Annotated in this window: 17 protein-coding genes and 3 tRNA genes; 14 read left to right on the top strand and 6 right to left on the bottom strand. The window is 59.6% G+C overall.

From position 1 onward, the window contains the following. Positions 1–133 precede the first annotated feature (133 nt). The 3 genes from LPC22_RS01895 to LPC22_RS01885 all read left to right on the top strand — a co-directional run bounded on the left by LPC22_RS01895 (position 134) and on the right by LPC22_RS01885 (position 3,046). Positions 134–1,045, top strand: coding sequence for a CHAP domain-containing protein (locus LPC22_RS01895; protein WP_024626726.1), 912 nt, complete (start codon positions 134–136; stop codon positions 1,043–1,045). 69 nt (positions 1,046–1,114) lie between these two features. Next, positions 1,115–1,828 carry a C40 family peptidase gene (locus LPC22_RS01890; protein ID WP_229131820.1) on the top strand — a complete coding sequence of 238 codons (714 nt, stop codon included), beginning with the start codon at positions 1,115–1,117 and terminating at the stop codon, positions 1,826–1,828. A 171-nt stretch (positions 1,829–1,999) separates the two neighbouring features. After that, the gene (locus tag LPC22_RS01885) at positions 2,000–3,046 is read left to right on the top strand and encodes a universal stress protein (RefSeq protein ID WP_024626724.1); all 1,047 of its coding nucleotides are present in this window, start codon (positions 2,000–2,002) and stop codon (positions 3,044–3,046) included. An 88-nt stretch (positions 3,047–3,134) separates the two neighbouring features. Here LPC22_RS01885 and LPC22_RS01880 read toward each other — a convergent pair whose 3' ends face one another. Then, the gene (locus LPC22_RS01880; RefSeq protein WP_024626723.1) at positions 3,135–3,548 is read right to left on the bottom strand and encodes an OsmC family protein; all 414 of its coding nucleotides are present in this window, start codon (positions 3,546–3,548) and stop codon (positions 3,135–3,137) included. 142 nt (positions 3,549–3,690) lie between these two features. Here LPC22_RS01880 and LPC22_RS01875 point away from each other — a divergent pair, with 142 nt between their 5' ends. From LPC22_RS01875 to LPC22_RS01865, 3 genes are all read left to right on the top strand, one after another. Continuing rightward, positions 3,691–4,566 carry a thymidylate synthase gene (locus tag LPC22_RS01875; RefSeq protein ID WP_229131819.1) on the top strand — a complete coding sequence of 292 codons (876 nt, stop codon included), beginning with the start codon at positions 3,691–3,693 and terminating at the stop codon, positions 4,564–4,566. A gap of 89 nt (positions 4,567–4,655) precedes the next feature. After that, positions 4,656–5,324 (top strand): dihydrofolate reductase, encoded by a 669-nt coding sequence (locus LPC22_RS01870; protein ID WP_229131818.1) that lies wholly within the window; start codon positions 4,656–4,658, stop codon positions 5,322–5,324. Continuing rightward, positions 5,324–5,863 (top strand): low molecular weight protein-tyrosine-phosphatase, encoded by a 540-nt coding sequence (locus tag LPC22_RS01865; RefSeq protein WP_024626720.1) that lies wholly within the window; start codon positions 5,324–5,326, stop codon positions 5,861–5,863. The genes LPC22_RS01870 and LPC22_RS01865 overlap by 1 nt, the downstream gene beginning before the upstream one ends. Before the next feature lie 66 nt (positions 5,864–5,929). On the opposite strand, the gene LPC22_RS01860 is transcribed toward LPC22_RS01865, so the two are convergent. The 3 genes from LPC22_RS01860 to galE form a co-directional block, all read right to left on the bottom strand. Then, a tRNA-Phe gene (locus LPC22_RS01860) sits at positions 5,930–6,005 on the bottom strand. A gap of 47 nt (positions 6,006–6,052) precedes the next feature. Continuing rightward, positions 6,053–6,126: transfer RNA gene (locus LPC22_RS01855), tRNA-Asp, on the bottom strand. A 72-nt stretch (positions 6,127–6,198) separates the two neighbouring features. After that, complete coding sequence (gene galE, locus LPC22_RS01850; protein WP_229132290.1) at positions 6,199–7,209, bottom strand: UDP-glucose 4-epimerase GalE; 1,011 nt, start codon at positions 7,207–7,209, stop codon at positions 6,199–6,201. Between the two features lie 143 nt (positions 7,210–7,352). Between galE and trmB the strand changes: the two genes are divergently transcribed. The 4 genes from trmB to LPC22_RS01830 all read left to right on the top strand — a co-directional run bounded on the left by trmB (position 7,353) and on the right by LPC22_RS01830 (position 12,281). After that, positions 7,353–8,165, top strand: a complete 813-nt coding sequence (gene trmB, locus LPC22_RS01845; RefSeq protein ID WP_229131817.1) for a tRNA (guanosine(46)-N7)-methyltransferase TrmB — start codon at positions 7,353–7,355, stop codon at positions 8,163–8,165. A 42-nt stretch (positions 8,166–8,207) separates the two neighbouring features. Beyond that, on the top strand, positions 8,208–10,190 hold the full coding sequence (locus tag LPC22_RS01840; protein ID WP_284143453.1) for an elongation factor G: 1,983 nt from the start codon (positions 8,208–8,210) through the stop codon (positions 10,188–10,190). 114 nt (positions 10,191–10,304) lie between these two features. After that, entirely contained in the window at positions 10,305–10,691 is a 387-nt protein-coding gene (locus LPC22_RS01835) for a VOC family protein (RefSeq protein WP_229131816.1), read from the top strand. 57 nt (positions 10,692–10,748) lie between these two features. Further along, the gene (locus tag LPC22_RS01830) at positions 10,749–12,281 is read left to right on the top strand and encodes a xylulokinase (RefSeq protein ID WP_373312856.1); all 1,533 of its coding nucleotides are present in this window, start codon (positions 10,749–10,751) and stop codon (positions 12,279–12,281) included. Between the two features lie 292 nt (positions 12,282–12,573). On the opposite strand, the gene LPC22_RS01825 is transcribed toward LPC22_RS01830, so the two are convergent. Together LPC22_RS01825 and LPC22_RS01820 are read right to left on the bottom strand one after the other, a co-directional pair. After that, positions 12,574–12,645, bottom strand: a tRNA-Glu gene (locus LPC22_RS01825). 60 nt (positions 12,646–12,705) lie between these two features. After that, positions 12,706–13,599 carry a glycosyltransferase family 2 protein gene (locus LPC22_RS01820; RefSeq protein ID WP_229131814.1) on the bottom strand — a complete coding sequence of 298 codons (894 nt, stop codon included), beginning with the start codon at positions 13,597–13,599 and terminating at the stop codon, positions 12,706–12,708. A gap of 90 nt (positions 13,600–13,689) precedes the next feature. Between LPC22_RS01820 and LPC22_RS01815 the strand changes: the two genes are divergently transcribed. The 4 genes from LPC22_RS01815 to LPC22_RS01800 are packed head-to-tail and all read left to right on the top strand — an operon-like array spanning position 13,690 to position 18,884. Continuing rightward, positions 13,690–15,129, top strand: coding sequence for an AI-2E family transporter (locus tag LPC22_RS01815; protein WP_229131813.1), 1,440 nt, complete (start codon positions 13,690–13,692; stop codon positions 15,127–15,129). Then, positions 15,129–16,355 carry a glycosyltransferase family 2 protein gene (locus tag LPC22_RS01810; protein WP_024626710.1) on the top strand — a complete coding sequence of 409 codons (1,227 nt, stop codon included), beginning with the start codon at positions 15,129–15,131 and terminating at the stop codon, positions 16,353–16,355. Before LPC22_RS01815 ends, LPC22_RS01810 begins: the two co-directional genes overlap by 1 nt. Positions 16,356–16,410: 55 nt before the next feature. Next, positions 16,411–17,256 (top strand): ABC transporter ATP-binding protein, encoded by an 846-nt coding sequence (locus LPC22_RS01805; protein WP_229131812.1) that lies wholly within the window; start codon positions 16,411–16,413, stop codon positions 17,254–17,256. Further along, positions 17,253–18,884, top strand: a complete 1,632-nt coding sequence (locus LPC22_RS01800; protein WP_229131811.1) for a hypothetical protein — start codon at positions 17,253–17,255, stop codon at positions 18,882–18,884. Before LPC22_RS01805 ends, LPC22_RS01800 begins: the two co-directional genes overlap by 4 nt. The last annotated feature ends 3 nt before the right edge of the window (positions 18,885–18,887 follow it).

Here is an 18,887-nt window from a genome sequence, read left to right as displayed (position 1 = left end):
CATGCTTGAGTACACCAGTATGGACAATTCAGGTCATTTGGCCTGGGTTCTCGCTTGCGTTATGGTGTTCCCTTGTGATGGTTCGTGATACGGCACGAAAGTCGCGTCGGAACATAAACGGGAGTGATTCTACATGAAGCATGCTGCGCACAGGGCTTCGGCCACGCGGGGCGCAGGTGTCGGCAGTTCGCCGACCAGCCGATCGACTGGCGCAACCCGGGAAGCCGGCATTCAGGGCGTTGATGATGCCTTGGCGGCCAAGCTCAACGAGGTGGCTCCTCGAACCCGACGTTCCATTCGTTTGGCGGCCAAGGCTTCAGCCCGTCGCTCCCATATCATGACCGGTTCGGCCCTGACTGTTCTTGTCGGTGCGGCCGCTTCCTCAATGGCTGTTAACCAGGCTCGGGGCGACTGGTCCCTGCCTATGGCCGGCAGCGTCGCGATCAACCTTGTCACCCCTTCATCCTCCACCGGCTACTCCGGTGCTGATGGCAGTTCAAGGGTTTCTCGCTCCGACTACCGTCAGCCTTTGCCGACGGCTTCACAGCGCAACGAGGGCAGTTGGGACCTGGGCGAGTCTGCGCTCGATGCCGGGCAGATGTCCAAATCCTCGGCAAACAATCCGGCCGTGGCGGCGCTAATGGATGCCAACCGTTCGGTCCTGCCGGCAGGGTTCAACCCCAACCATGCCACGGGAGACGTGGGCAACGCCTACGAATTCAGCCAGTGCACCTGGTGGGCCTATGTCCGTCGTCACCAGCTGGGTTTGCCGGTGGGGTCCCATATGGGCAATGCCAAGGACTGGTCAGGCTCGGCTCGGACTTTAGGCTACTGGGTGGATGACACTCCGCGCAACGTCGGCGACATTGTGGTCTTCCAGGCTGGCCAGGAGGGTTCGGATTCCACCTATGGCCATGTGGCTATCGTAGAGAAGATCAATCCCGATGGTTCCATCGTCACCTCAGAGTGCGGCGCTGTGATGAACGGAAAGACTTACTCCCGCACCCTGACCAACGTGCACGCTCTGCGCTATATCCATTACTGATCCTTGGTTGCGCGGATCGTGTTCCCCAAAGTCAATTTTTGTTCCCTACACGTGATAGAATTGTGCACGATGAAAAAAACACGCAAGTATGTGAGCATGATGGCAGCGGCTACTATCTGTGGCACGCTTTTCATCGGTATACCCGCCGTGGCTCAGGCCAGTGACGGTAGTGAGGCCGTAGCCACTTCGTCGCGTTCATTCACCCCCGGCAGCAAGGTGCGTGCCGACCTGCTGACCGAATCGACGGCGACCACCGTCGAAAAGGACAGCCGCTGGGGTGGCATCGAGTCCTTGAACGTCCCTGCTACCAAGTCACAGGCCGAGAAGGATGCTGAGGCCAGAGCTCAGCAGGCCCAGGCGGCGGCCAGCCAGCGCCAGGCCGCGCAGGTCAGTCGTTCGGCTGCTCGTAGCAGTGCCGCTAGTAGAGTCGCTGACGTGCCGGCCACCGGCACAGGTGCAGATGTGGTCAACTACGCCCTTCAGTTCCAGGGGATTCCCTATGTGTGGGGAGGAACAGATCCTGCCACGGGCTTTGATTGCTCTGGATTTACCCAGTACGTGTTTGCCCACTTCGGCATTGGTCTGCCCCGCACAGCCGATGCTCAGGGTTCGATGGGCGTGCCGGTTACGGATCCTGCTCCTGGCGACCTGATGGTAGCCCCCGATGGCAGCCATGTCGGCATCTATGTCGGCGGTGGACGCATGATCCACGCCCCGGCTCCTGGCCAGAGCGTCAAAGTTCAGGCGGTCTATCAGACTTTCAACTACCGTCGTCTGGTCTGAGGCATAGGTTTTATGCAGTGTTAACGCCCCCTTTGGGGGCGTTTTGCATATTCGGAGTCGAGGTTCCTCGCGTGTTGGTCCCTGCAAACTTATTGATCAGACCCGCATGCGATATTCTGACAGAAGGAGCGATGTCGGTTTGTCATCGCCAAGTTTAAAGGAGGTCGTCGGATGAGCAACGACAAGGCTGTTCTGGTAGGCGTCGATGGCTCGGACGCCAGCTACAAGGCGGCGTGGTGGGCCGCCAACTACGCTAAGCATGCAGGGTTGACCCTGCAAATCGTCTGCGCCTATTCCCTTCCCTCGTATGCCGCAGTCTCCTTCGATGCGACGTATACCACCATGGGTGACGACGTGGCCGCTCACAACGACGCCCAGGAGATCCTCTCCAAGGCCAAGGCCATCGCCGACGAGCAGGGTGTCAGTGCAGCCACGCTGATCGTGACAGGAGATCCTTCATCGGTCTTCGTGGAGCTGAGCCGCAATTACCGGCTGATTGTTATAGGCAACCGGGGCAAGGGCGGCCTGGCCGAGCGTCTGCTGGGAACCACCAGCTCAAGCCTGCCCGCCTATGCTTACTGCCCTATCGTGGTCGTTCCCTACACCGACGACGACGGCAATCTGATGCATCTGAGCAATGACATCAAGCGGGTTGCTGTGGGCTCCGACGAGTCTAAGTGGGGCCTCAAGGCCTTGCAGATCGCCGCCGCCTTCGCCGACAGCTGGGATGCCGAGCTGGACGTCATGTCTGCAGTGCCCAATATTTCCGGACTGACCGGTACAGGTTCGGCCGAGGAGCGCAGCGTCATGGATTCCTACCTGGATGACCTCAATACCCGAATTGCACCGCTTATGAAGACCTACCCGAATCTGCGCATCAACAAGACCGTGGTGCCGGGATCGGCTGTGGAAGCTCTGACCCAGGCCAGCAAGACCCATGATGTGGTTGTGGTCGGCTCGCGTGGTCGCGGCGGCTTCACAGGGCTTCTGCTGGGGTCGACCAGCCAGGGGCTCCTGCAGCATGCAGTCAGCCCGGTCTACGTGGTGCCGCGCAAGTACGTGGAGGCTGAGGAGTCCGGGCTCAAGGCCGCAGCAGAGGCGGCTGAAAGCACGGATGTGGCTGAGATTACCGGCGTGGAGCGTATCTCCGTGGATTCGGCCAAGCCCGAGCAGTTGGCTGACCTGGAGTCGACCATCGATCCCGAGCATAAGGAGTAGGCAGTCGATTCTGTGACGGCCCCTACGAAGAGCGGGAACCCCCGAGTTCAAAGAACCTGGAGGTTCCTGCTTCTTTATTGTCGCCAGATCAGTGGCGAACCTTGACGGAGATCCTGACCGGTGTCTCCCTCTGATAGGTGTGGGCCACTGTGCAGGACTTGGCTATATGGCGGCGGACCCGCTCCTCCAGCTTGTCTGCATCATCCTGGGCCAGCCTGGCTGAAGTGGCATCGACGTCCACCTGCTCGTCGAAGCTCAGGTAGGCGTCGTCGTCGGCGTCATAGGTGCCGTCCACCACGATTTTCGCCCCCTTGCCCTTGCCTAGGGCGCTCTCCACGGCGAACTGGCTGGAGAGGGCTCCGCAGGCGGCCAGAGCGATCTTCATCAGATCGCCGGGGTTAAACTGATCCTCGCCCTTGCCGAAGGTGATGTGCGCCCCATTGTCGCCATAGGCGTTCCAAGTGCCGTCCTTGTCGCGTTCGACCCAAAGTCTCTTGCCCATCTGTTCCTCCTTGTTTGGCACCCGGCGGGTGCGTCATCCGGATCCGACCCTATGGTCGGACCTGTTCCTCCAATCTAACCCGGACTGTGCAATTCGTCACCGGGGCACGCTCAGCTGGCGGAGGACTTGATAGTATGGCCGCATGGCCTTGACTCCTGAAGAACTGCAGCGTATTCGCACACGTATCCCTGAGCGTCCCGACTCGGACATTCCCACCCCCTATGAGGACTTGGTGCGCACCATCCTGCGCGAGGGCACTCTGAAGTCCGACAGGACGGGTACCGGGACCATCTCTCTGTTCGGGAGGCAGATGCGCTTCGATCTGTCGCATTCCTTCCCGCTGATCACCACCAAGAAGGTCTACTTCCGTGGCATCGCCTACGAGCTGCTCTGGTTCCTCAAGGGGTCGCAGAACGTGCGTTGGCTGCAGGAGAACCGCGTGCATATCTGGGACGAATGGGCCGACCCGGAAACAGGGGACCTGGGACCGGTCTATGGGGTCCAGTGGCGCAGCTGGCCCGCTCCGACGCCCGAGGACCCCCATCACACCATCGACCAGATCGCCAAGGTGCTGGATCTGATTCGCACTCACCCGGACTCCCGTCGAATGATCGTCACTGCTTGGAATCCGGCCCAGGTTGACAGCATGGCCCTGCCTCCCTGCCATGCGCTCTTCCAGTTCTATGTGGCCGACGGCAAGCTGAGCTGCCAGCTCTATCAGCGCTCCTGCGACATGTTCCTGGGGGTGCCTTTTAACATCGCCTCCTACGCCCTACTGACCTTGATGATGGCTCAGCAGGCCGATCTTGAGCCTGGGGAGTTTGTCTGGACCGGCGGCGACTGCCACATCTACGACAACCATGTGGAGCAGGTTCTGGAGCAGCTGTCGCGCAAGCCCTATCCCTATCCAACCATGCGTATTCGCAAGGCCGACTCCATCTTCTCTTATCAGTACGAAGACTTCGAGGTGGTGGACTATCACTGCCACCCCGTCATCAAGGCCCCTGTGGCAGTCTGATGGTGCGGTGAGCGGAATACGGGCACCGTCGGATCCGCAGATTAGAATGTACTCGTATATCTACTCGCTATGAGGAGTGAACGCAACAGATGGAGCATGACAATAGTCGAAGCGGCTATCACGAACCCGAGCCCGGTCAGGCCGGGCTTTTAGGTGATGAGGAATGGCGGCATCAGGAAGAAGAGATAGGCCGCCGCTCATCGGTCAATATGATCTGGGCGCAGGCGCAGGCCACTGACGGTCGGCGCGGCGCCATTGGTTACCACAATGCGCTGCCCTGGCATCTGAGTGAGGACATGCGGCACTTCAAGGAGCTGACAGTCTCCCATCCTGTCATCATGGGGAGGCGAACTTGGGTCTCCATGGGGGAGCGGCCCCTGCCCAAGAGGGACAACATCATTCTGTCCAGTGATCCAGAGTTTCGGGCACCTGGCGCCACGGTGGTATCTGCGGCTGACGATGCTCTGGAGCTGGCCAGGCAGGAAGCCATTCCCGACGATGGGATGGATCGCAGTGAAATCTGGGTTATCGGCGGCGCAGGGGTTTTCAACACCTTCTTTCCGCTGGCTGATGCAGCCTATGTGACTGATCTGGATCTGCAGACCCCAGCTGATGTCTTTGTGCCTGATATGGAGGAGCTGGTCAGCAAGCGGTTCTGGCAGGTGCGCGATGAGAGCCAATGGATGACCCCTGCCAAACCGGATCAGGCGGATGCCATCCCGCGGTTCCGGTACATCACCTATGGGAAGGTGCGTTGATGGGCCAGGATTCTGAAGGAAAGGCCTCACAGGGTCCATACAACGTCATGACCGTCTGCACCGGCAACATCTGCCGGTCACCCATGGCTGAGGTCATCCTGCGCAAGTTCTTCCAAGATCGCGGACTGGATGAGGATCAGGTCAGGGTGGAATCCAGCGGGGTCAGCGACGAGGAGTTCGGTAACCCCATAGATCGGCGTGCTCAGAAGGTTCTGCGCGAGCGGGGCTATGAGGTACCGGCTGACCACTTCGCCCACCGGATCACCCGGGAGGAGGCCGAAGACGCCGACCTGCTGCTGCCCATGACAGCCGACCATATGCGAGCCCTACTGCGTCTGCTGCCCTCAGGCAAGCGATCCGCTGTTCACCTGTACCGCAGCTTCGATCCGGATCTGCCCAAGCCGGCACCGGGCCGGGAGAGCCAAATCGACCTGGTGGACCCTTGGTATGGCGGCCCCCGTGAGTTCGAGGTGGCCATCGATCAAATCGAGCACACGGCGCCCTACATCGTCGATTGGGTGACGCGTCAGCTGTCGTGAACGATAGATGAACGCAAATATCAATTAAGCCCCTGGATTCCTTATGAATCTCAGGGGCTTAATGGCTGGTGGCTCCGAGCGGGATCGAACCGTTGACCTAGCGATTTTCAGTCGCTCGCTCTACCAACTGAGCTACAGAGCCATGAACAGTCGAAAAGACCCGGAAAAACCGGGTCAGACCATTCCCAGCGACTCCGGCCGGACTTGAACCGGTGACCTCCGCCGTGACAGGGCGGCGCTCTAACCAACTGAGCTACGGAGCCGAGGCTGCTCGAACAGCCAAGAGGAAAGTTTACATGAGCGCCGGAGGAATGCAAGCCCCGGCGCGTCGCTGCCTAGTCCTGCTGCTTCCAGCCATCGGTGTCGATGTGGTGGGCAGGGTTGGCCTGCCAGGCCTTCCATGCAGATTCGACGATCTCCTCGACGCCATACTTGGCATGCCAGCCCATCTCGGTGTTGATTCGGGTGGGGTCGCCGATCAGGTGCGGCGGATCGCCAGCGCGGCGGGGCTTGATGGCCTCAGTGAAGGGCAGGCCCGTCACCTTCTTGACCTCGTCCACGATCTGGCGGACGGATGTACCCTGGCCGGTGCCCACATTGAAGGCATCGTAGCGGCGCTGGTCGCGGTCCAGGTAGTCCAAGGCGGCGATGTGGGCGTCGGCCAGGTCGGAGACATGGATGTAGTCTCGCACGCAGGTGCCGTCGGGGGTGGGGTAGTCGTCGCCGAAGATGGCGGGTGCCTTGCCCTGCCGCAGCCTGTCGAAGAGCATGGGGATCAGGTTGAGGACAGCCGGGTCCTCCAGGCTGACCGGTCCGCAGCCGGCCACGTTGAAGTAGCGCAGGGCGCAGAAGCGGATGCCGTAAGGCTGCTCGCAGGCCCGGGCCATCCACTCGCCGACCAGCTTGGTCTGGCCGTAGGGGTTGATGGGGACCATGGGCTGTACGTCCTCGGGAACCACATCGACCGGAGGCTCGCCATAGGTTGCTGCCGAGCTGGAGAAGACCAGCTTCTTGGCATCGGTCTTTGCCATGGCGGACAGGACATTGATCATGCCGTTCAGGTTCTGCCGGTAGTACCAGATGGGCTTCTCCACTGACTCGCCTACCTGCTTTCGGGCAGCAAAATGGATGACGGAGTCGACCTTGTTCTCCTGGATGATCTCGGCCAGACGCTGATCGGCGCCCGGTGCGGCCACGTCAGCGCCATAAAGACGGGCATTCCCGATCCGATCGGGCCTGCCGTAGCTGAGGTCATCGACCACGACGACCTCCTTGCCGGCCTCTTGCAGGGCGTGAACCACATGGGCGCCGATGTATCCGCAGCCGCCTGTAACCAAAACTGACATCTGCATGCCTTTCCTATCCAAAATCGGACTCTTGTTCGATTTTGCAATATTTTGTTGTATTTTGTTCTGAATTGAGTATATCACGGGCACATATGCCCGCTATGCCCGCTTGTTTGTATTTTCTAGGATATATATGAGCTGTGATGAGTGAAGAAAGACAGAGCATGGCCCCTCGGCGGTCCATTGTCTCCTACGTGAGGCGCTCCGAGAAGCTCAGCGAACGACTGGCGAGGGCTTGGTCCCGGTATTCCTCCAGATACCTGCTCGATCTGGGTCAGGCTGAGGGCTCGCTGACAGTTGCCGAGGATCTGCGTTGTGATGCAGCCATGGTCAGATCGCTCTGGGGGAGGGATGCCCCGCTGATCGTCGAGATTGGATCCGGGCAGGGAGAGAATGTCGTGGCTTCGGCACGGGAACATCCTGATCGGAATTACCTGGCCTTGGAGGTCTATCAACCGGGGTTGGCCCATACCATGCTGATGGCCGGTAAATCGGACTTGGATAATCTGCGGCTTGCCCGGGTCAATGCCCCGGACCTCCTGGCCCGGATGGATCCCGGACTGATCAAGGAAGTGTGGACCTTCTTCCCCGACCCATGGCCCAAGATGAAGCACCACAAGCGTCGTCTGGTCCAGCCGGCTCTGGCTGCTGACTTGGCGTATTGTCTGGAGCCGGGTGGCCTTTGGCGAATTGCAACTGACATCGAGGATTACGCCCTGCATGTGCATGAGGTGATGGATGGAAATCCGAGGTTCAGAAACCTGGGCACTCTGCCAGTCAGTCTGCCCACCCAACATGTAGGCAAAGGGACGGCTGATCAGGCCAAATCCCTGCCTCATGCCATGTTCATGGAGTCGGAGCGGTTCGAGGGCAGAATCGTAACCAATTTCGAGCGTAAGGGGATCAAGGCCGGCCGGGTCATCCACGACCTGACCTATCAGGTTTCGACAGACTGACCATAGAGTACACAGAAATATGAAGAGCGAGGGAGGCCCCCTGTGGTCAAGAGAATAGTGGTGGGAATGCTGGCCCATGTGGATGCCGGCAAGACCACGCTCTCGGAAGCCATGCTCTACCGGGGCGGGGGAATTCGCCGTCTGGGCAGGGTGGATCATGGCGATGCCTATCTGGACACCAACGATCTGGAGCGTCAACGTGGTATTACCATCTTCTCCAAACCAGCCCGGCTGACCTATCGCGATGTGGATCTGACCCTTATCGATACACCCGGCCATGTCGATTTCTCAGCCGAGATGGAGCGGGTCCTGTCAGTCTTGGATTATGCCCTCCTGGTCGTTGATGCTACCGCTGGATTGGAAGGATATGTCGATACGCTCTGGCGACTCCTGGCGCGTTACGGGGTACCTACCTTCATTTTCATCAACAAGTTGGATGCCCCTGGATCTGATGCTGCCCGTATTCTTGAAAGCTGCAAGCAGCGCTGGTCTCCGGGCTGCTTCGATTTGAGCCGTGGACTGGAGCATGGCGATATGGAGGATGTGGCCCTGCTCGATGAGGACATCATGGACGAGTATCTCAAGACCGAGGGCATATCGGATGGGAGTCTGGCACGGCTGGTTGCCGACCGTCGTCTCTTCCCATGCTTTCTTGGGTCTGCCCTGCGTCTGGACGGGGTGGATGCCCTCCTGGAGGGGCTGGAGCGGTACACCCTTTCGCCGGGGTATGGCAGCGAGTTCGGCGCAAGGGTCTTTAAGGTATCGCATGATGACAAGGGCGCCAGGTTGACCTGGCTCAAGGTGACCGGTGGCGACCTGCCGGTCAAGTCGGCTGTGATTACCGATGCCCACAATGGTTCCGAAGGCCAAGCAGGTTCCGGGAAGACCGGATACCGGGAGGCCAGCGAGACTATTGACCAGCTTCGGCTCTATTCCGGAGCGTCTTATAGGCTGACGGATTGCGCTCAGGCCGGGAGCGTCGTGGCTGCAACCGGGCTTGATCTGACACGTCCAGGCCAGGGGCTCGGCTGCGAGCGAAAGAACCTGGAGCCTGTGCTGGAGCCGGTGCTGACCTACGCAGTAACGGCTGAAGGGCTGGATCCACACCAGGTGTTGAAGGCCTTGCGCATCCTGGAGGATGAGGATCCTCTGCTGCATGTGGTCTGGCAGGAGCAGCTCCAGGAGATTCACTTACGACTGATGGGACAGGTCCAGTTGGAGGTAATTCAGGAGGAGCTGGAGCGGCGGTTCGGTATGCAGGTCTCCTTCAGTCAGGGCGGAATCCTCTATAGGGAGACCATCGCAGCTCCCGTCGAAGGGGTTGGACATTTTGAGCCCCTCCGACATTATGCCGAAGTCCATCTGCTCCTCGAACCTACGGAGCCGGGCAGTGGTCTCAGCTTCGCGTCGACCTGCAGCCTGGACCGTCTGGACGGGAACTGGCAGCGGCTCATCATGACCCACCTGGCGGAGAAGGAGCATCTGGGCGTTCTGACAGGCTCGCCCATCACCGATATGCGCATCACCTTGCTTGACGGTCGTGGGCATATCAAGCACACCGAAGGCGGGGACTTCCGCCAGGCCACATACCGGGCCGTCCGGCAGGGGCTGATGAAGGCCCGCAATATTCTGCTGGAGCCCTGGTACCATTTCAGACTTGTCATTCCTCAGGCGAACCTCGGCAGAGCAATGTCGGACATCTACCGGATGAAGGGCAACTTCTCGGAACCGCAGGCAGACGGGGATACTGTCGAACTGGAAGGGGATGCGCCGGTATCACAGATGCGCGATTATGCCATCGAGGTCAGCACCTACAGTCATGGCCGTGGGCATCTGGTCTGTTTCTTCAGCGGATACCGTCCCTGCCAAGACCAGGATGCCCTTGTGGATTCCATCGGTTATGACCCCGAGTCCGACCTGGAGAACACCCCTGACTCGGTCTTCTGCGCCCACGGAGCGGGATACCCGGTCAAATGGAACAAGGTGGAGGACTTTATGCACCTGCCTGGCGGGCGGTATATCTGAAACGCAGCCTTGAGGATTCGAGCTCGATCGTTCACCGGCATCGAGCGGCATGGGGAAAAGATCATTCTGGGTTGCCGGCCGCTGTTGGCTGACGATTTACCTAGAATTATGGACATGATTGATCATTTGACGCTGAAGGTTCGGGACATCCAAGCTTCCATCGATTTCTATAGCAAAGCCTTGGCGCCATTGGGGTACGTGGCCAAGGCCCACCATGAGCCCACTATTGGGTTCGGGGCAGAGGACGATGGGGCCCACTCGGACTTCTATCTGACACCGAGTGAGGATGGGACTGCTTCGCCGGTGACCCATATAGCTTTCAGGGCTGCCGATGCCGCAACGGTGGATGCCTTTTACAGGGCGGCGCTCGCTGCCGGGGGCCGTGACAATGGTGCTCCCGGACTGCGCGATTACCATCCCCATTACTATTCGGCTTTCGTCTTGGATCCGGACGGGAACAATGTCGAAGCAGTGGTGGACTGGTCAGGGTTCCAGGGCTAACTGCGTCCGTCCACATACGGGTTCACGCCGGTATCCGAATGGTCGGGAAGGCCTAGGATGACCGGTATGACCTTTACAGCCGCATTCGACGTGGGCACCACGCAGGTCAAGGCCGTTCTTGTGGATGACCAGGGTTCTGCCAGGGTGTGTGCGTCCAGCGGTCTTTTGCCGCTCGACACAGGTGATGGGCATATCGAGCAGAATCCCGAGGATTGGTTGCAGGCTTTCATCGAGGTGTCCCGTGACCTTTTGGCCCGAGCCGGGCGGAGCATCGAGCACTTCAGGAGTGACCAGGTCACCGGCATCATCATGAGCGGACAGATGCAGGACCTGATTGCTCTGGACGCGCAGGGACAGCCCGTCGGGCCGGCGATCCTGTACGCGGATGGCAGGGCCGAAGAAGAGTCGGCGGAGCTGACTGAAAACTATGGGGTCGAGTCCTTCCGCACCCACGTGGGGAACCCATGCGATGGGTCACTGCCGGTGACCAAACTGATGTGGCTGTCCAGGCATCAGCCCGACCGGTATGCGCAGGTTCGCCATGTGCTCATCGATGCCAAGGATTATCTGATTTGGTGGCTGACCGGTGCCTACTGCGGCGATGTAACAGCCTGCTCGACGGCAGGTGCCATGGATCTGCGCTCGCGGACCTGGAGAAGAGACATTCTGAAGTCAGCAGGCGTGGATGCCGCGATCTTCCCGGAACTCTATTGGCCATGGGAAAGCGTCGGCACCAGCACGCCGGGCGCATCCGCTGCCACGGGGTTTGCTCCGGGAACCACGGTATATGCGGGAATGGGGGATGCTGGCGCATCTACCTTGGGCGGCGGGGTATTTCATCCCGGTCAATTCAATATCAACCTGGGCACATCCGGATGGATCGCCACAGTGACAGACCGGGCTGTAACTGACCGCCCTGGAATGGTCAACCTGGCCTATCTGGGCACAGACAGCATCATCAACACGGTGCCATTCCTCAATGCCGGCAACGTGCATGCTTGGGCCACCGGAGTCTTCGCGGGGGACAGTCCGACTGAGGGTGACGGCGACCCCTATCAGCGCATGGGGCGTTTGTTGGAATCCAGCCCGGCAGGAGCACGCGGCGTGATTTGCCTGCCCTATCTGGTGGGGGAGCGCTTCCCTATGATGAATCCTTCGATTCGGGGAGCCTATGCCGGCATTTCTTCCGAGACCGAGGCCAGTGACCTTGCCCGAGCCGCGCTGGAAGGCGTGTCTTATTCGATTCGTCAGGGGCTTGACCTGCTGGGCACGCCCATCGAACGCGTCACCCTGATTGGTGGCGGCACCCGCGAACCCCAATGGTGCCAGATGCTGGCGGATATCCTTGACGCGCCCGTTCAGGTGCTTGATGATGCCCATCTCATGCCTGCGGTGGCCCTTGCTCAGCTGGTCTCTGTTGGCAAACAGACCGGCTCGTCTTCACAGCCTGATTTGCAGGCCTTGGAGGAGTTGGTGGAGGCGAACTTAGTTGGACGGGTCTATTCCCCTAACGACGCAAATCGCCAAGTGTACGATGTCGGTTACAACCGGTTCAGGCGGCTATATCCGGCTTTGGATGCTCTCCGGTAAGCGCCCATCGGATGCAGTCGTCCATCGTGAATGATCAGAACGATTCAAACTGGCGCAACGGCGGCAGCAATTTTGACTGCTTTTGCATGTTCGCAGACTGCGCCACGCAAAGCCTTAGCAATTCAAAGAAGTGTGTCTTCGCCATGCTGGCGGATTCTCGTCGGTGTTGATCTATAAGTGTGTACTATTTTGGCTCAAAATGGGCCGCATGAGCCCAATCGGAGTTTTACGCTTATATTCTTGCGAATCTGTTGAATGGCGGAATACCGCCGTTTTCCAACCCTTGGCCTTGTACCCCCGGAGAGAGTCGAACTCTCGCTGTCAGATTGAAAGTCTGGTGTCCTAACCGTTAGACGACGGGGGCGAACGTGCCCATGATACCCGCCCCCTATGGACCAGGCAAACCTGGTGTGCCGTCCGCCGGTCAGTGATCCTCCTGATCCAGCTCCTGATCGCGGCGATGGAAGAGCTCCATCTGTTCGCGGATCCAGACACGTTCCGCAGGGTTGATGTCGGCGGATTCCAGGTACTTCTGGTAGACGGGGTAGAAGGCTCTGAGTATGGGGTAAATGGCGTAGAGAGTGTGCTCGGGCTTCTGCTCCCTGGTGTGTTGCGGGTGGGCGTCGAAGGTGTTCTTGAAGCGTTGCATGTAGTGGCGGAAGGACGTGAAAGAGGTGTCCATCCGGCGGGCGCTGATGCCCACGTTCATGTCCTTGCAGTAGACCGTCTTGAACCCTTGATCAATCAGGTGCAGGGAGATATCGACGTCCTCGTGCATGATGTCTTCTTTGTCCCTGCAGACATGGCTGCGTATGGCCCGCCAAGCCGTGGCGCGCAGGGCCATGTTGGAACCGTAGAGCAGGTATTGCCCGTCGTCGGCCCGGTAGATGGCCTTGCGGATGGTGTTGTCGCCCTTGAGTCCGATCCGCTTGCCTGGCATGTCATAGTAGGCCACCGGTCCGGTGGCGCCCATGGCCTTTGGATCCCGGGTGAAGATGCCGGAGACCACTTCGACCCAGTTGGGACGAAGCATGCAGTCGGCGTCAATCCTGCCCAGCACGTCGCCGGTTGCCCGGTCAAGTCCGTAGTTGCGGGTGGGGATCAGCCCCTGTTCGCTGTCCTGGTGGAGAAGCTTGACATGCTGATCAGGGTGCTGGGCGATGAATTGTTGGACGATGGAGGCCGTTGCGTCCGTGGAGTGGTTGTCGACTACCAGTACCTCCTTGGGTGCCTGGCTCTGCCTGGTGGCGTTCAGGAGGCAGTCCTCAATTCGTTCTTCCTCATTCCAGGCGGGTATGACTATGGAAACGGTCAACATACCCCTCAGGATACGTGTGCCCGGATACACCGTCGGCTCAACCTGTGCCCTACAGCCCGCCATGTCAGCCATCTTGGGATAATGGAACATATGGCCAACGAGCAAAAGCAGCGCTTCGATTTCGCGACGGTCTTCCCGCCCAAAGGGGATCCGCGCCGACCTCCGGAATGGTTCGGCCGCGCCCTCCTCTATGTAGTGATAGCTGTCTTTCTGGCCTGGTTCGCCTACGCATCCTGGTGGAAGATCGAATTCCTGGTGCTGGATGTGGTGATCGCCATTTTCGTTTCCCTGGCCATGGAACCTCTGGTGCTCAGACTGGTCAAGCATGGCTGGCGGCGTGGAGCGGCCTCTGCGGTTACGTTGATAGGTCTGATCATCATTGTGATCGTGCTTATGGGGATGTTCGGCAATTTGCTGGTTCAGCAGGTCATCGGCATGGCCAACGGGGCGCCGGCACTCTATGAGCAGGTGGCGGAATTCATCGCCAGCCGCACCCCTTGGCACCTGCCGGCCATGCAGGACCTTGGCGGGGAGATCGTCAAGAACATCCAGACCTCCTGGGTGACGGACTTCGCCGGACAGGCCCTGAATACCACCGTAGGCCTAGTGGGGTCATTCATTAATATCATGACCGTCCTGCTGGTCATCTATTACATCTCCGCTGCAGGTCCCAAACTGCGCCGCAGCCTCTGCCAGTGGCTGGCTCCCAGGAGCCAGCGTCGTTTCCTCTTCGTTTGGACCATCGCCCAGGATCAGATCTCCAGCTTCCTGTTCAGCAGAACCATTCTGGCACTCATCTCTGCCGCCTGCATGTCGGTCTTCCTGGTCATTCTCAAGGTGCCCTACTGGTTGCCGCTGGCCCTCTTCTGCGGGCTGGTATCCCAGTTCGTGCCCACCATCGGCACCTACATAGGCGGGGCTGTTCCCATAGTGGTGGCCTGGGGAAGCCGCGGACTGCTGATGGCTGTGATTGTGCTGGTCTACATCATCATCTACCAGCAGATCGAAAACATGATCCTGGCCCCCAAGATCTCCCAGCGGACCATGGACCTCAACCCTGCTATCGCCTTCCTCTCCGTACTGGCCCTGGGTGCGGTCTTCGGCGCTTTGGGCGCCTTCCTGGCCCTGCCTCTGGCGGCCAGCTTCCAGGCCATATTCTCGGCTTCGGTCAAGCATTACGAGCTGATCGACTCCCCGCTCATGCAGGATCCGAAGCCAGTCGGCAAATCCAAGGTGGTCGAGGGTGTCGAGGCCTTCAACGAGCACGTGGTTCAGCCGGTGGCCAGCCATGTGGGCAGCCGGTCGGCCAAGGGGACCAGTGCCAGGGTCCGAGTGGACGATCCCGTCATGACGATTGCCCGGGAGCTCTACCCGACCTCTTCCCCGACGGCCAAGGATCTGGATGAGTCGGCCACGGTTCCCATACCCAAGTCCGCCTCGGCTCCGGTAAGGCACAGGTCGCTCAAGGGCACCGAGACCACGAACGAGGCCTCCGAGGAAGAGGACAACCCTCGCAAGGAGTGGCGCTGATGGCTCTGCTCAAAGTGCTGGACGTTCTGATGATGTTGCTGGGCGGGGTGGGCATCGTCTACCAGGCCATCTGCATCGTCATCTCCTTTGTCTCCAAGCCCACGGTTTTCCCCGAGGCCCCTTTCGACAAGCGGTTCGCCGTCCTTATTTCCGCCCGCAACGAGGAGCAGGTGGTCGGTCATCTGATCAATTCCATCAAGGAGCAGACCTATCCGTCCTCCATGATCGACATATGGTTGGTGGCCGACAACTGCACCGACGACACCGCCGGATTGGCCAGGTCCCTCGGCTGCCATGTGGTCGAGCGGCAGGATCCGAACCAGGTGGGCAAGGGCTACGCATTGACCTTTCTGTTGGACCAGATTCTTGAGCGGGGTCTAGCCTCTCGGTACGATGCCTACTTCGTCTTCGACGCGGACAACCTCCTGGACCGCCACTACATTGAGGAGATGAACAAGGCCTTCCAGTCCGGTTTCCGCATACTGACCAGCTACCGCAACTCGGTCAACTTCTCGGACAACTGGGTCTCCTCCGGCTCAGCCCTATGGTTCATTCGTGAATCCCGGTTCCTTAACACATCAAGGATGGTCATCGGCTCCAGCTGTCACGTGGGCGGCACCGGGTTCATGTTCTCCAAGGAGGTTATGGAACGCAACAACGGCTGGAAGTTCCATCTGCTGACCGAGGATCTGGAGTTCACCATGGATTCGGTTCTACATGGCGAGCGCATCGGTTATTGCGGCACAGCCATCCTCTATGACGAGCAGCCGGTCACCTTCAAGCAGAGCTGGCGGCAGCGGTTGCGTTGGAGCAAGGGCTTTCTTCAGGTCTTCCGTTACTACGGGCCCGCCCTGATTTCCCGGGCCTTCCGTGAACGCGACTTCTCGGCCGTGGACTTGACCATCCTGATCTGCCCGCTGACCGTCCTTGGTTTGGTCCGCTGCTTCTTCGGTCTGCTCTTCCCGGCTTTGGGCTTCGTGACCTGGGCCAGCCAGGTTACCGAACTGATCAATGGCATCGCGGCCGGGGTTCTGGGTGTCTTGGCCATGATGGGCCTGGCCGCACTGACGGTCCTGGCCGAGCGGGACAAGATCGGCGCATCCAACAAGGAGCTTTTCGCCTACTGTCTGAGCTTCCCCATCTTCATGCTCAGCTACCTGCCCATCTCCTTCCAGGCCATCTTCGCCAATCCGGGATGGAAGCCCATCGAGCACTCAGGGCATTAAAGGCCAGTCGTCCCTTAATCGGTAGCGAGAGGGGGCATACGGTAGACTTAAGGCCATGTCCGACGAAGTGCAACCACCCAGTATGCCCGCCCAAACGGCAATGGTCCCTCCGCCAGATCCACAGGCAGCGGTTTCAATCCGTGCCTTGGTCAAGTGCTACCAGGGCCGTCCTGCTGTCAACGCCCTCTCTCTGGATATTCCCAGGGGGTCCTTCTACGGGATAGTTGGTCCCAACGGCGCAGGGAAGACCACCACGCTGGACATGATGACAGGCCTGCTGGTGCCCGACTCCGGCAAGGTCATGATCCTGGGCAGGGACGTGTGGTCGGACGTGGACACGGCCAAGCGGATCATCGGCATCATGCCCCAGGGCGATCAGATCTTCGACAGGCTGACAGGTCTGCAACTGCTGGTCTACTCGGGAATGCTTCGGCGTATGCCGCGCAATGAGGCGCTGGGCCGGGCCAAAGACTTGCTTGACGCCTTCGACCTGACTGATGCCGGCGGCAAGCGGGTCTGTGATTATTCATCGGGCATGACCAAGAAGATCTGCCTGGCCACAGCTATGATTCATTCCCCCAGACTTCTGGTGCTGGATGAGCCTTTCGAATCGGTTGACCCAGTCTCCAGCGCCAATCTCAAGGACATCCTGGCCGAATATGTCGATACCGGAGGAACCGTGGTCATTTCCTCGCATGTCATGGCCCTGGTGGAGCGGATGTGCACCCATGTGGCCATCATCGACCATGGTCTGGTTCGGGCTGATGGCACGGTGGCCCAGGTTGCCGCCGGCGAGAATCTGGAGGACCGCTTCCTGGACCTTGTCGGCGGCCGCCACCAGGCTAAGCGAATCGCCTGGCTGAACGGTTCCGGGTCCGAGGAAGGCCGGGAGACGGAATGAGCACGGTAGCCACCATCATCGCTATGCGTTGGTCCATTACTTGGAACACGATCAAGCACTCCTCCTGGCAGATGGTCGGGGCCATCGTCAGCCTGCTCATGGCCATAGGCATTTGCCTGGCCTCATGGCAGGGGGCGCTGACACTGGGGGGCTGGCTGCCCAGTGCTGGTCTGGGAGACCGGCAGCGTATGGGGACCATTTTGGTTCTGCTCCTGGTCGGACTGACCCTGGGAATGCTTCTGATTCAACTGGCTTTTCTGGGCCAGGGGTCGATCCTTGGTCCTTCGCGATTCGTTCTTTACGGGATTCCTGACAGTCAGCTGCAGGTGGGGCTCTACCTGGCCGGGCTGACCGGGCCTGCGGGATTGACCGGTCTTGTCTGCTTCTTGGCCCTGACGGCCATCTATGCCCACATGGGTGTCGGAGCCGCGATCGTGGCTGTAATCGCAGCCCTGTTGGCTGCCATGGTAATGCTGGCCCTATCTAGGGCTGTTTTGGACCTGGTCGGTACCTTGGTGGTCCCCCAACGTAACCGATCAGGGCTCTACCTGTTGGTCACCATAGTGATCATGGTTTTGTGCATGCTGCCCTCTCTGCTGGACAGCGGGATTATGGATGGCATGGAAATTGACACTGATTCTCTCAAGTCCGTGGCCGACATGCTGGCCTGGACGCCACTGGGCGCCGCTGTCCATCTGCCGGAGGATCTCCTTTCGGGATCATGGTGGGCTCTGGTCGGACGCCTGTTGATGGAGCTGACCACCCTGGCTCTTTGCTTCATGATCGGCATGTTGTGTCTGCGTCATGACCGCTTGCATGTTGGAGCGAGTGCTGAACGGTCGACCGCTCCCAAGGGGCTGGGGATGCTGGGCCGGTCCCAGAACGTTGTGGATGCGATGGCTGCGCGATTGCTGATCTATCTTCGTCAGGACTCTCGCAAGCTTATTAGCTATCCGCTTCTGCTGGTCGTGGTGATTGTATACGCAATAATCTTCCGTCAGATGCCCATGATGTTATGGCTGGGACCGGTATTGGGCGCCCTGATTCTGGAGATTCCTGAGGGCAACGCCTTGGCCTACGATGGGCTTGCCCTGCGCATGGAGATAGCGGCGGGAGTGAAGGGTCGTGAGGACCGGCTGTCCCGTGTCCGCAGCCATCTGAGCGTGGCCATGCCTTGCATACTCCTGCTTGGGCTGGTGACTTTGGCCTTCTCCGGAGCAATGAAGGGCGGACGAAATCTGGTCATCTCCCTGGATATGCTGGCTGTGACCGTGGGATTGCTCCTGTCTGGACTGGGAGTAGCCCAGGTCTTCTCGGCCCTGCTCATCTATCCGGTGCCCTCCATGGATCAGCCCTTCACCTCACCGCAGGGACGTGCTGTTGCCCAAGGCTTCCTGCCAATGCTGCAGTTGTTGGTTAGTCTGGTGATCATGCTGCCCACTTTCTCGGTGGCATTGTTGGCCTTGACCACGGGCGGGATGCTTCCCATCTGGCTGCCCGTGCCGGTCGCACTGGCGAACGGTCTGATTGTGCTTGCTGTGGGTGTCGCTTTAGGGTCCCGGATCTTCGATCGTCGACAGTCGGCCATTCTGCTGACTCTGGATCGCTATGCCGCTTTGCAGTCCTGAGAC

It is taken from the genome of Bifidobacterium mizhiense, from assembly GCF_020884755.1.
Taxonomy (GTDB): domain Bacteria; phylum Actinomycetota; class Actinomycetes; order Actinomycetales; family Bifidobacteriaceae; genus Bombiscardovia; species Bombiscardovia mizhiensis.
The sequence above is the reverse complement of the archived record's forward strand: the minus strand, read 5'-3'. Positions and strand labels throughout refer to the sequence as shown.